This is a genomic window from Geomonas ferrireducens, from assembly GCF_004917065.1.
Lineage (GTDB): Bacteria > Desulfobacterota > Desulfuromonadia > Geobacterales > Geobacteraceae > Geomonas > Geomonas ferrireducens.
Map to the genome: position 1 here is coordinate 995,918 of NZ_SSYA01000001.1, position 12,129 is coordinate 1,008,046.

Annotated in this window: 9 protein-coding genes; 2 read left to right on the forward strand and 7 right to left on the reverse strand. The window is 64.2% G+C overall.

The genetic code is table 11. The features are described from left to right. Positions 1-107: 107 nt before the first annotated feature. Complete coding sequence (locus E8L22_RS04285) at positions 108-947, forward strand: alpha/beta fold hydrolase (protein ID WP_136524002.1); 840 nt, start codon at positions 108-110, stop codon at positions 945-947. 11 nt (positions 948-958) lie between these two features. Here the strand turns inward: E8L22_RS04285 and E8L22_RS04290 are convergent, their stop codons facing one another. The 3 genes from E8L22_RS04290 to E8L22_RS04300 form a co-directional block, all read right to left on the reverse strand. Beyond that, positions 959-2,134, reverse strand: coding sequence for an aminotransferase (locus E8L22_RS04290; RefSeq protein ID WP_136524003.1), 1,176 nt, complete (start codon positions 2,132-2,134; stop codon positions 959-961). Positions 2,135-2,257: 123 nt separating this feature from the next. Then, the gene (locus tag E8L22_RS04295; protein WP_136524004.1) at positions 2,258-3,328 is read right to left on the reverse strand and encodes a type IV pilus twitching motility protein PilT; all 1,071 of its coding nucleotides are present in this window, start codon (positions 3,326-3,328) and stop codon (positions 2,258-2,260) included. Between the two features lie 12 nt (positions 3,329-3,340). After that, positions 3,341-4,999 carry a GspE/PulE family protein gene (locus E8L22_RS04300; RefSeq protein ID WP_136524005.1) on the reverse strand — a complete coding sequence of 553 codons (1,659 nt, stop codon included), beginning with the start codon at positions 4,997-4,999 and terminating at the stop codon, positions 3,341-3,343. A 300-nt stretch (positions 5,000-5,299) separates the two neighbouring features. Here E8L22_RS04300 and E8L22_RS04305 point away from each other — a divergent pair, with 300 nt between their 5' ends. Beyond that, complete coding sequence (locus E8L22_RS04305) at positions 5,300-6,304, forward strand: hypothetical protein (RefSeq protein WP_136524006.1); 1,005 nt, start codon at positions 5,300-5,302, stop codon at positions 6,302-6,304. Here E8L22_RS04305 and E8L22_RS04310 read toward each other — a convergent pair. From E8L22_RS04310 to pdxA, 4 genes are all read right to left on the reverse strand, one after another. Beyond that, entirely contained in the window at positions 6,294-8,735 is a 2,442-nt protein-coding gene (locus E8L22_RS04310) for a sensor domain-containing diguanylate cyclase (protein WP_136524007.1), read from the reverse strand. The two genes, E8L22_RS04305 and E8L22_RS04310, sit on opposite strands and share 11 nt — an antisense overlap. A gap of 18 nt (positions 8,736-8,753) precedes the next feature. Then, positions 8,754-9,827: a response regulator gene (locus tag E8L22_RS04315; protein ID WP_136524008.1), complete on the reverse strand. Its 1,074-nt coding sequence runs from the start codon at positions 9,825-9,827 to the stop codon at positions 8,754-8,756. A 228-nt stretch (positions 9,828-10,055) separates the two neighbouring features. After that, positions 10,056-11,030, reverse strand: coding sequence for a transglycosylase domain-containing protein (locus tag E8L22_RS04320; protein WP_136524009.1), 975 nt, complete (start codon positions 11,028-11,030; stop codon positions 10,056-10,058). Between the two features lie 29 nt (positions 11,031-11,059). Beyond that, entirely contained in the window at positions 11,060-12,037 is a 978-nt protein-coding gene (gene pdxA, locus E8L22_RS04325) for a 4-hydroxythreonine-4-phosphate dehydrogenase PdxA (RefSeq protein WP_136524818.1), read from the reverse strand. Between the last annotated feature and the right edge of the window lie 92 nt (positions 12,038-12,129).

The following is a 12,129-nucleotide window of genomic DNA, read 5'->3' on the forward strand; positions in this document are numbered from 1 at the left end:
GTGTGGAGAAAGGTTGACTTGAAGGTAAAATGCTGTATCTGAACAGCTTGTGCCGCAGCGCCCATCCAAACCGGGGCCTCAAGCATCGCCCCAGAAGGAGGATAGCGATGAGTTTCATCACCGTAGGGAAGGAGAACTCCTGCAGCATCGACCTGTATTACGAGGACATGGGACAAGGGCAGCCGGTGGTTTTGATCCACGGCTGGCCGCTCAGCAGCCGGTCATGGGAGAAACAGGTACCGGCCCTTCTCAAGGCGGGGTACCGGGTGGTCGCATACGACCGGCGCGGGTTCGGGGCGTCGGGCAGGCCGTCCACCGGGTACGACTACGATACGCTCGCCGCCGATCTTAACATGCTGATGAATGCGCTCGACCTGCGCGACGCGGTGCTGGTGGGTTTCTCGATGGGAGGGGGCGAGGTGGCGCGCTATCTCGGCCGCTACGGATCGGAGCGGGTGCAGAAGGCGGTCTTCATGGGGGCGGTGACCCCGTTTCTCCTGAAGACGCCGGAAAACCCCGCAGGGCTCGACGGGAGCATCTTCGAGGGGATCCGGCAGGGGATCGAGCGCGACAGGCTCTCTTTTCTGACGAGCTTTCTGGGCAATTTTTACAACGTGCATGCCCTGGGGAGGAGGCAGGTAAGCGAGGAGGCGCTGCGTCTTAGCTGGAACGTCGCGGCGGGGGCGTCCCCCATCGGGACCCTCGCCTGCGTCACCTCCTGGCTCACCGACTTCAGGGACGACCTTTTGAGCATCAAGATCCCCACCCTGGTGATCCACGGCGATGACGACCGGATCCTCCCCTTCGCCGCGACCGGGAGCCGCACGCACGAGGCGGTGGAGGGAAGCCGGCTCGTCGTGGTCGCCGGCGCACCGCACGGCCTCAACTGGACCCACGCCGAAGAGGTGAACGACGGGCTGATCGACTTTCTGCAGGAAGCGCTGTAAGAAGCGCAGCGCTAGGACGACACCTCGAACTCCCTGAACCTGCGCACCGCCTCGGGAATGGCATCCTCGGTGACGTTCCCGAAGGCGAGGCGCAGGTACCCTTCAAGACCTGGGCCGAACACCTCGCCCGGCAAAAGCAGCATCCCCGCCTCCTCTACCAGCCGCTTCACGACCTGGCGGCCGGTCCTCCCGCTGCACGGGTGCGCCACCCAGCCGAAGAACGGCCCGCTCGCCACCAGGCGAAACGGGTTGCCCGCCTTCTGCATCTCGGCACGGAACACCTCGTGGCGCCGCTCCATCATGACCCGGTTGCGCGTGACCCATTCCGAGAGGTGCTCGAAGCCGTACTGGACCGCGTGCTGGGTCACCCGCGGCTGGCAGACCGCCATGGTGTCCTGCACCTTCAAAGCGTGGCCGATGAACTCCTTCGAGGCGGCGAGCATCCCGGCACGGTAGCCGGTGAGGGCGAAGGTCTTGCCGAAGGAGGCGATGTGGACGAAGTGGTCCCCCCAGTCGGGGTCCTCGAAGAGCCGGTGCGGGCGCACGCCGCCGGTGATGAAGCTGTTGTAGGTCTCGTCCAGAACGAGCGCCAGGTTGCGGCGGCAGGCAAGCTCGTAAAGCTCGCGCACCGTGTCCGGCGGGGTCACCGCACCGGTCGGGTTGCTCGGCGTGACGATGAGGATGGCGCGCGTTTTGTCGGTGATGAGCGCCTCTATGGTAGAGAGATCCGGGAGACCGCCCGTTTTTTCGTCGAAGGGGGCGAAGACGCAGCGGATGCCCAAGGAGGCGAGCGCCATGGGGTGGTCGAAGTAGGCCGGGAGCTGCACGATCACCTCGTCCCCCGCGCGGCACAGGGTCACCATGGCGAGCCACAGCGCCTGGCTCGCGCCGATGGTGAGGCAGCTCTGGGCAGGGTCGATGCAGGCGCCGTAGAGCTCGCGGTAGCCGCGGCAGACCGCCTCGCGCACCTCGGGGAGCCCCTCGTCGATGCTGTAGCGCGAGGTGAGCGGGTCGCGCATCACCGTTTCCAGGTGGTCGATCAGCTCGGGGGGGGGCGGGTAGTCGGGGATCGCCTGGCAGAGGTCGATGAGGGGGAGTTCGGGGCTCGCTGCGGCGAGCCACCCCTTCACCTCGGAGATGGGGGGCGGGTGCACTCCGCGCACCAGTGGGGAAACCGGGAACTTCATGAGGCAGCTCCTGCAAAAGGCATAGTCGGACGTCTGACCGGTCGGACCAGTCAGACTAGTCAGACAGGTCCGACTGTCCGACAAAAACGGCCCCTCCGTTACCGGGGGGCCGTCCGCAAAAGGCTAATGCTCCGGCGGAGTGGTGAGGTACTGCTCGAACTGCCGCTTGTCCTGGCAGCAGCGGTACGCCTCTTCCGGGCTCACCCGCTTGGTCTTCAACAGATCCAGGATGTGCTGGTCCATGAGCTGCATCCCGTCCTTCCGACCGGTCTGCATGATCGAGGGGATCTGGAAGGTCTTCCCTTCCCGGATCAGGTTGCCGACCGCGGGGTTCCAGACCATGATCTCCTGGGCGGCCGCCCTCCCCTTCCCGTCGGCGGTCTTCAAAAGCTGCTGGCAGACGACCCCCTTCAGCGACTCGGAAAGAATGGCGCGCACCTGCTCCTGGGCGTCCTTCGGAAAGACGTCGATGATACGGTCCACCGTCTTCGCGGCGGAGCTCGTGTGCAGGGTGCCGAAAACGAGGTGACCGGTCTCGGCGGCGCTCATGGCGAGGCTGATGGTCTCCAGGTCGCGCATCTCCCCAACCAGGATCACGTCCGGGTCTTCCCTCAACGCCGCCCGCAGCGCACTGGCGAAACTCTCGGAGTGCTCGCCGATCTGACGCTGGTTGAAAAGCGACATCTTGTTCTCGTGGATGAATTCGAGCGGGTCTTCGAGGGTCAGGATGTGCTCGCGCCGCGTGCTGTTGATCAGGTCGATCATCGCGGCAAGGGTTGTGGACTTGCCGCTCCCGGTCGGACCGGTGACGAGCACGAGCCCCTTCCTGAGCTTGGTCATGTTCCGGATCCCGTCCGGAAGACCGAGGTCATCGGCCGAGAGGATCTTGCTCGGGATGATCCTGAACACGGCGGCGATGCCGCGGTGCTGCAACATGTAGTTGCCGCGGAAGCGCGCAAGCCCCGGCACCGAGTAGGCGAAGTCGAGGTCGTGCTTCTCCTCGAAGGTCTCGCGCTGCTTCGGCGTCAGGATCTCGAAGAGGATCGCCTTCAGCTCCTCGTGGGAAAGCGACTTGAAGTTCTGACGCTCCATTTCGCCGCGCAAACGGAAAATCGGGGGAGAGCCCGCGGAGAGGTGCAAATCGGAAGCCCCGGCATCGTGCAACAGCTTGAACAGCGCATCAATTCTTGCCATTTTTCATCTCCGTCACAGTAGTATCGAGGCGACGTATTCGCCCGGGGAGATCTCCCCGCGTTCGAGGAGCTCGAGCCCCTCTTCGGCCACGCCACGGAAGCCGGACTCCCTCAGGTAGCGGAGCATCTCGTCGCTGTTGCGGATCATCTCCAGCGCCTCCAGGAGCTCGCCGTCGAAACGGAGCACCTCGAGGAGATATTTACGGTCTTGGTAACCGGTCTGGTCACAGGTGGGACAGCCGACGGGGCGGAATGAGGGGCGCTCGCTCGCCGGAAGCCTGAGTGCTGCCAACTCCTCCGGTGCGGGTACGTAGCGCTCCTTGCAGTCGGGGCAAAGGAGGAAAACGCTGCGGCAGCCGACCACCCCTTTCAGATGGGTCGGGATCAGGAAGTTCTTCTGGATCAGGTAGAGCAGCTGTTTCAGCACCTCCCCCTTGCTCCCGTGCGAGACCCCGGCCAGCACGAGTTTGCCGCGCATCACCGCCTTGCTCGCCGCGATGAAGGCGGGGAGCTCGGTTATGTCCTCGATGACGAGGGTGTCGGGATCGTGGTCCATGGCCCGGGCCGTCACCGCGGCGGTGTCGTCGGCTAAGCAGCGCGCCAAGGGGAGGCGGGGGAAGCGCACCTTGCCGCGCCCGAGCCGCTCACCCACGATCATCACGTTGCGGTCGGTGTGGTCGCACGAGTCGAGGAAGAGGTCGATGAGCCTGCCGCGCGTCTCCGGCTCCCTGCCGGAGAAGAGGATGAGACCGTCGCGGACGCCGGCCAGGGCGTCGATGTCGGCGCGCTGTTGCGGGGCGAGCCCCAGGTCGTCGAGACCGCTCAGCTGCGGCGCGCTCACGTGCAGCCTGAGCGTCACGTATTCACCGCCATCACCCGCCATGAGGAGCGCCTGGAAGGGGATCTTCTTTCCCTGCAACAAGAACCTGAGCACACCGTTCGACGCACCCTGGGTGGCAGCGGGGAGCGAGCAGAGGCGCCGGATGCGCTCGGTGAGAAGGGCGTAGTGGGTGATGGCGAGGCTGCCGAGCTCGGTGGTCTTTCTCCCGGCACGGGCGAGGAAGCGCACCCGGTCCCCCAGGGGCTGCAGGGCGAGGCTGTCGAACTTCTGCTGCACCACGCGCAACAGGAGGTGGTTCAAAAGGGTCGCACAGGTGAGGTCCGTGTTGATGGCGGAGAGAACGGTCGCGCTGAAAAGCCCCGAGGAAAAACCGAGCTCCGGCTGGGTGACGTCGGGCCCGTAGAGGATCTCGTGCATCTCGCGGATCTCGCGGATGAGACCGACGGAGATGTTGACGTGGCACCCGGTGATGCGGGAGAGTTCCTCGATGGCGCCCTTGTCGAGCGGGTCGGCCATGGCTACCGAAAGCTCGGTGCCGGTCAAGACCACCGGGCAGAGGCTGTAGCGCCGCGCCAACTCACCCGGGACCTTCTCCACGGCGGCCGGGTCGATGTTCTCCTTCTTGAGGCGTACGTAAGGGATGTTCAACTGATTGGCGAGGGCCCAGTCGATGTCCTCCTGGGTGACCACCCCCATGCGGACCAGCGCTTCGCCGACCCGGCATCCCGAGACCTTCTGTGCCTCGAGGGCGGCCCTCAACTCATGCTCGGTGATGATCTGCGATTTGAAAAGGACCTCACCGATGGACCCTTCCTTGACAAGCCCGTTCATTGCATTACCTCCGGGTTCCTGCAGATGGCGGTGCCACGGAAATGTAACCGAAAACGCATCGAATGACAATTGACAATGCCAAGCCACAAATCAATTGACAATTGACAGTGGACAATTGACAATGCCACGTTTGATGCAGGCATAGGAGCCGATGCCCCGTACCTCTACAAGCAGAACCTCAACGCAGATCCCCTTCCTGACTATCCGTAAGTCGCGTTGCAAGTCACTGCCATCATTACTGAATAAGACAACACGTTGTCAATTGCCAATTCTCAATTGTCAATTGAATAAGGAGTTTGCATGCAGAGAAAAGCCATCGCCCTGCTTTCGGGCGGACTTGATTCCACCCTCGCCGTGAAGGTGCTCCTCGAACAGGGGATCGCAGTAGAGGCGCTCAACTTCACCTCACCCTTTTGCACCTGCACCGGAAAGAACGCCGGCTGCAAGTCTGAGGCGGTTCGCGTGGCGGAGGAGTTCAAGATCCCCATCAAGGTGATGCACAAGGGAACCGACTACCTTGAGATCATCAGGAACCCGAAGCACGGCTACGGCAAGGGGATGAACCCCTGCATCGACTGCCGCATCTTCCTTTTGCAGAAGGCGAAACAGTACATGGAGGAGTCGGGCGCCGACTTCGTCATCACCGGCGAGGTGCTAGGCCAGCGCCCCATGAGCCAGCGCCGCGACACGCTGCGCGTGATCGAGCGCGAGAGCGGCCTCGAGGGGCTCCTCTTGCGCCCCCTCTCGGCCAAGCACTTCAACCCGACCATCCCGGAACAGGAGGGGTGGGTGGACCGCGAGAAGCTCCTCTCCATCTCCGGGCGTTCCAGGAAGGAGCAGTTCGAGCTCGCCGAAGAGCTCGACGTGAAAAACTACCCCTGCCCGGCCGGCGGCTGCCTTTTGACCGAGCTCTCCTTCGTCGGCAAGATCCGCGACGTCTTCGACCACTCCGACGAACTGAACATGAGGGACTTCAGACTCCTGAAACTCGGGCGCCACTTCAGGATCGGACGTCGCACCAAGGTGATCGTAGGGAGAAACGAGGCGGAGAACGATCTCGTCGAGCGCAACATCCAGGCGGGTGAGGCGGCGCTGCGCTGGAAGGACGGCAAAAGCCCCCTCGCGGCACTCATGGGGGAAAGCTCTCCCGAACTCCTCGAGCGCGCAGCGCAGATCCTATTGCGCTACACCAAGGCGGAGCCGGGTGAAACCGCCACCATCGCGGTAACCTGCGACGGCGTCGAGAGCGAGTTCGTCACCACCAACGCACTGGACGAGGCCGCGGTGGAAAGCCTCAGGGTATAAACTCCCCTTCCATTCGTAGCGGCGGCTCGCAGTAACGGTAGACGTTCTTGCCGTCCTGTTTGGCGCGATACATGGCGCCGTCGGCGCAACGCACCATGCCATCCATATCGGTATCGTTAACGGGGTAGATGCAGATGCCTATGCTCACCCCGACCGACGCCTCCTCCCCTTCCAACTGGAAGGGGAGCGAGAACGCCGCGATGATCCGCTCCGCAACCACCGTCGCGTCCTGCGGCTCCGCCATCTTGCTCAGGATGATGGTGAATTCATCCCCTCCCATGCGCGCCACCATGTCGCAGGCCCGCACGCAATCTTTCAGCCGGCGCCCCGCCTCCAACAGCACCACGTCCCCCGCGGCATGGCCGAAGCGGTCGTTCACCTCCTTGAAGCAGTCGAGATCCAGGTACATGAGCGCCATCGGGTGATGGTAGCGCTTCGCCTCCGAGACCACGTGGTTCAACCGGTCGAAGAAAAGCACCCGGTTAGGCAAAGAGGTGAGCGAGTCGTAGTGGGCCAGCGTTTCCAGGCGCGCCTTGGCGAGTTTTCGCTCGGTGATGTCCCGGAAGATGACCTGCAGCGCCTTCTGCCCACGGTACACGAAGGGCCCCACCCCGAGCTCCACCTCGATGGCGGTGCGGTCGCTGCGTAAAAGCCTCTCCTCGACCCACGGCGCGGTGGTATCGCTCGACTCCGCGTAGCTCATCTGCTCCAGGAAGACCTCCTCCGACTCCCTCTGGATGAACTCGCGCATCTCACGCCCCATAAGCTCATCGGGGACCTGGCACCCGAGCATCTCGCACCCCGCCGGGTTCACGAAGACGAAGCAGCGGTCCACGAGGATCGCGATGCCGTCGAGGGATAGCTCGACCAGGCGGCGGAAGCGCTCCTCGCTCTCGCCGATCGCCTCAACCATGTTCCTCAACTGCTCTTCGGTGTTGGCGCGCGTGGTCACGTCCTGCAGTGTCTGGATCGCCGCCAGGAGGTTCCCCTCGGTGTCCCGGATCGGGGCGGCGTCGAAGCAGAGGTAGCGCTGTTTTCCCTTGAGCCGGTACCACCCCTCCGCCCGGAGCCCCTCCGGGATGAGGGCCGAGTCCGCGTAGCAGGGGTAGAGATCCGCCATCTCCTGCAGCGCTCCGTCCACCACCACATCGGCCAGCACCCGGCGCGGCTCCTCGTAGAAGGCGCGCCACGGCTCGGCCCCGCCGACCTGACGCGACGCCTCGACGCCGGTCAACTCCTCCATCGCCCTGTTCCAGATGATGACCCGATGCCCGGCGTCGATGACGAAGCAGGGAACGGCGGAATGCTGCAAAAGCTCTTCCGCGAAGCTCTTCTCCCGCTCCAGGAGACGCCGCTGGCTGGCCAGCTCCTGCATCATCGCGTTGAAGGCCTGCACCAGCTCGCCGATCTCGTCCCCGCTTTGCAGCGGGATCGGTGTGAAGGGGGTCTCGTCGCGCCCGGACTCGCGCACCCGGCCGGCGAACATCAGAAGTGGAGCGGTGAGGTGGCCGACGAAGAGCCAGATGGTGATGAGCGCCAGCGGCAGCAGAGCGCAGAGGCTGTAGAGGACGAGCCGTTCGGCACGGGCGATCGGTTCGTAGGCGCTGGCGAGCGGGCGCTCCGCCGCCAGGATCCACCCCGTCGTTTTCAACCGCTTGAAGGAGTAGATGCCGGCCACCCCGGAGGGGCTCAACATCTCCCAGCTCCCCTCGTACCCGGCGATGACCCGGTCAAGGAGCTCCTGCTTCCCCTTGTGCCCCATGGGAAGGCCGACCTTGTCCCGGTCCGGGTGCGCGATCATCTGGCGGTTGTCGTTGAAGAGGAAGAAGTTGCCGCCGTCCCCCACGTGCATGCGGGACACCCGGCTCAGGAAATTCTCCTCCTTGAGCTCCACCTTTCCGCCCAGTACGCCGATTACGCTGCCGTCGCCGCCCATGACCGGCGCGGTGAACATCACCACCTGATGCCCCTCCCCCTTGGCCGAGGTGAAAGGCGCGGAGATGTGCGGCCTGCCCGAGGCGAGCGTGCGTACGAAGTACTCGCGCATGGCGAAATTATTTCCGATGAGGGGGGTCTCCCCCGGGGCGTAGGCGAGGAGGGTGCCGGCAGGTGAGAAGAAGGCGGTGCCGTCGCTGAACACCTGATGCAGGTCGAGGCGGGTGTCGAGGAAGTGCTGCAGTTTACCGGCGTCACCGGCCATGGAGGTGGGGATACTGAGGGCCACCGCGGTCAGTTCCCGCTGTGCCGCCGTAATCCGGTCGTCGAGTTCTCCGGCCATGGCGCTCACGACGGAGAACTGCCGGCTCGCGGTGCTGGCCTTGAACTCCTGTATGAAGAACAGAAGTCCCAGCCCGGCAACCCCGGTGCTCACGGTGCCGACCAGGATGAAGACCACCGCAGCCAGCTTTATTTTCAGGCTGAACCTCGACATGGATGTCGTCTGCTTCGTTTAGTCGGTGTGGGTGGCGAAAATCTGCTCGAAGTCTCCCGCCGCCCCGGCGAAGGCCTCCAGGACCTCCGGATCGAAATGGTGCGGCATGGTCCTGCCATCCCCCTTGGTGATGATCTCCACGGTCCTGTCGTGGTCGAGTGCGGGCTTGTAGACCCGCTTGCTCCTGAGCGCGTCGTACTGGTCGACCAGCATAACGATGCGCCCCTCCATGGGGGTCACCGCGCCGACAAGGCCTGCGGGATAGCCGCTGCCGTCCCATCGCTCATGATGGGTGTTGGCGATGGAGGCCGCCATCTGCAGCACCATGTGGTTCGACCCGGCGAGGATCTTGCCGCCGATGGTGGTGTGCCCCTTCATGATCTCGAACTCCTCACCGTTGAGCGGCCCGGCCTTGAGCAGGATGGCGTCCGGGATGCCGATCTTGCCGACGTCGTGCATAGGCGCCGACATGGCGATGGCGTCGGTGAAGTCGCGCGGCATGGCGAGCTGCTCGGCCAGCCGCTTCGCGTACAAGCCGATGCGGGCGATGTGTTTGCCCGTGTCCTCGTCCCTAAGCTCCGCCGCCGCGGTGAGCCTCTCGATGGTTTCCCGGCTCATGGCGCGCATCTGCACCAGAGCTTCCCCAAGCTCGCGGGTCCGGTCGAGAACCTGGCGCTCAAGCTCGGCCTTGTAGTTCTTCTCGACCAGGACCAGGCGCTGGTAGTTGATCCCCTTCTCGACGGCGTAGATGAGGTAGGGGGTCTTGAAGGGCTTGATGATGAAGTCGAAGGCCCCCTTTTTGATCGCCGAGACCGCCATCTCCAGTTCCGCATAGGCAGTCATCAGGATCACCGGGATGTCCTTGTCGAACTTGTGCACCTGTTCCAGGAGGTCGATCCCGGTCATCTGGGGCATGTTGACGTCGGTCAGCACCACGTCCGGCGGCGACTGGCGCAAAAGTTCCAGTGCCTCCATGCCGTTCGAGAAGGGGTGCACCTCGAAGCCGCTCACCGACAGGAGCAGGGCCACACTCTCCAGGACGTAAGGGTCGTCGTCAACCAGGATGACGCGACCGGACACAGTTGTTTCCATAGCTTCTCCGGATGTTTGGGCGATGACTGCTCCCTTACGTAATGTCGGCAGATTTAATGGGAACTTGAGGGGGAGTTTTCTAAGGAAAGGCTAAGTGGTGCGAACCGGAAGGGGAAAGAAAGGGGCTTTGGTGGTGATATGGGGGACGTTCTCCCCCCTCCCGGCCTCCCCGTCCCCAACCCTCCCCCAAAGGTGGAAGGTTGGGGACGGGGAGCTGCATCCACCGGACTACTGCTTCTCCTGCGCCGGCGCTTCCTCCTTCGCGGGAGGAGCTCCCGCGTCCGGGGCTTTTTCCGGCGCGGGCTCGCCTGTGGCAGGCTGCTCGGTGGCCGCGCCTCCCGAGGTTTCGGCGCCCCCCTTGCCAGGCTCCTCGGACAAACCCTGCGGCACGGTGGCGCTGGTGTGGTTCGCCATGACCTCGACCTGCTTGATACTCTCGTCAACCTTTCTCTGCAGGCGTCCGATGTTGGGCATCTCGGCCAGTGCCGCCTGGTATTCGCCGGAGGAGAGCACACCCTTGTTGGCCAAAAGCCGCAGGATCATGTTGGAGCGCTTGAGCACCTTGTCCAGGTTCTTGTACGGGTTGTAGGCGACGCGGGGGCCGGGGAGCATGGCGGCCAGGAAGGCGCACTCGCGCGGGGTGAGTGCCGCCGCGGGTTTGCCGAAGTAGTAGCGTGCGCCGTGCCCGATGCCGTGCACCATGGGCCCGAGCTCGATCACGTTCAGGTAGAGCTCGATGATGCGCCCCTTGCTGAGTTCCTGCTCCATCCGCTTAGCCAGGTAAAGCTCCTTCGCCTTCCTTGTCAGTGTCTTTTCCCGGGAGAGGAAGAGGTTCTTGGCCACCTGCTGCGTAATGGTGGAGGCGCCACGGGCGAAGCTCTGCTTCTCCAGGTCGTACTTGATCGCCTCCTTGATCGCCTTCACGTCGACCCCCTCGTGCTTATAGAACGAAGCGTCCTCGGCGAGGATCACCGCCCACTTCATCTCGGGAGGGATCTGGGCAAGCGGGGTCCAGTACTTGTTCTTCGGCCCCACCACCAGGGGGTGGTAGTTACCCTGCCAGTCCTTCACCTGGATGGTCATGTTGGTCTTTTTGTTCTTGAGGTCGGTTACCGGCGGGAGGAAGAACAAGGAGACGACGACGTAGACGACATAGAGGGCCAGGAGACCGACGCCCCAGCGGAGGTATTTCTTCAGATTCATGCGATGCGATTCCTTTCTAAGTCTAAGCCTCAGATTTCCCGGACCGTCTGCGCCATCCCAGCCGCCATGGTGAGGGCGGCCTTCATGCTGGCGGCGCTCGCGCGGCCGGTCCCGGCCAGGTCGTAGGCGGTGCCGTGGTCCACCGAGGTGCGGATGATGGGAAGCCCCAGGGTGACGTTCACCCCGTCATCGAAGTGGAGCAGCTTGAGCGGGATGAGCCCCTGGTCGTGGTACATGCAGACCACTGCGTCGTACCCTCCCTGCGCGGCGAAGTGGAAAAGGGTGTCGGCGGAGAGCGGTCCGGTCGCGTCGATCCCTTCCGCCCTGGCCTGCGCGATGGCTGGAGCGATGATGCGGCTTTCCTCGTCGCCGAACATCCCCCCCTCGCCGCAGTGCGGGTTGAGCGCAAGGACGGCGAGGCGCGGCGTCCTGCAGAACCAGCGGGAGAGCGAAGCGTTGGTGATCCTGATGGTGGAGAGGATGCGCTCGAAGGTGACGAGCTCCGGGACGCGGGAGAGCGCCTCGTGGATGGTGACCAGGGTGACGCGCAGGCGTTCGCCGGCGAGCATCATCACCACCTCGTGCCCGCCGGTCAACTCGGCGAGAAGCTCGGTGTGACCGGGGAAGTGGTGCCCCGCGCTGTTCAGCGACTCCTTGTTGATGGGGGCGGTCGCCATGGCCGCCGCGGTCCCTTCCATGCAAAGGCGCGCCGCCTCGCAGATGTAGCGGTAGCAGGCGTCTCCCCCGGCAGGGGTGGGACGGCCGTACTCCATCTGGTCCGCTTTGAGGGCGGAAAGCTCGCGCAGGTAGAGCGTCCCCGGTGCCGCTGCCGCGGGAGGGATGAGGTCCGGGGCGGAGACGATAGCTAAGTCGACGCCGGCGACGGCGATGCCGCGCGCCATGGCGCCACGGTCACCCAGAACCAGCGGGCGGCAGAGCGCGTTGACGGAGGGGTCGGCAAGCGTGGCGGCGATGATCTCAGGCCCGATGCCGCTCGGGTCCCCCATCGTTACGGCGATGATTGGTTTTTCCAAAGGGTTCTCCTTTAAAGCCCGCACAAACGAATAGGGGCCTTTGAGCCCCTATTCGCGCTTCAAGC

Coding starts and splice junctions, on each gene's coding strand:
- E8L22_RS04290 (WP_136524003.1), bottom strand. CDS start 2,134: ATGAAGTTCCCGGTTTCCCCACTGGTGCGCGGAGTGCACCCGCCCCCC.
- E8L22_RS04315 (WP_136524008.1), bottom strand. CDS start 9,827: ATGGAAACAACTGTGTCCGGTCGCGTCATCCTGGTTGACGACGACCCT.
- E8L22_RS04300 (WP_136524005.1), bottom strand. CDS start 4,999: ATGAACGGGCTTGTCAAGGAAGGGTCCATCGGTGAGGTCCTTTTCAAA.
- E8L22_RS04310 (WP_136524007.1), bottom strand. CDS start 8,735: ATGTCGAGGTTCAGCCTGAAAATAAAGCTGGCTGCGGTGGTCTTCATC.
- E8L22_RS04320 (WP_136524009.1), bottom strand. CDS start 11,030: ATGAATCTGAAGAAATACCTCCGCTGGGGCGTCGGTCTCCTGGCCCTC.
- pdxA (WP_136524818.1), bottom strand. CDS start 12,037: ATGGGGGACCCGAGCGGCATCGGGCCTGAGATCATCGCCGCCACGCTT.
- E8L22_RS04295 (WP_136524004.1), bottom strand. CDS start 3,328: ATGGCAAGAATTGATGCGCTGTTCAAGCTGTTGCACGATGCCGGGGCT.
- E8L22_RS04285 (WP_136524002.1), top strand. CDS start 108: ATGAGTTTCATCACCGTAGGGAAGGAGAACTCCTGCAGCATCGACCTG.
- E8L22_RS04305 (WP_136524006.1), top strand. CDS start 5,300: ATGCAGAGAAAAGCCATCGCCCTGCTTTCGGGCGGACTTGATTCCACC.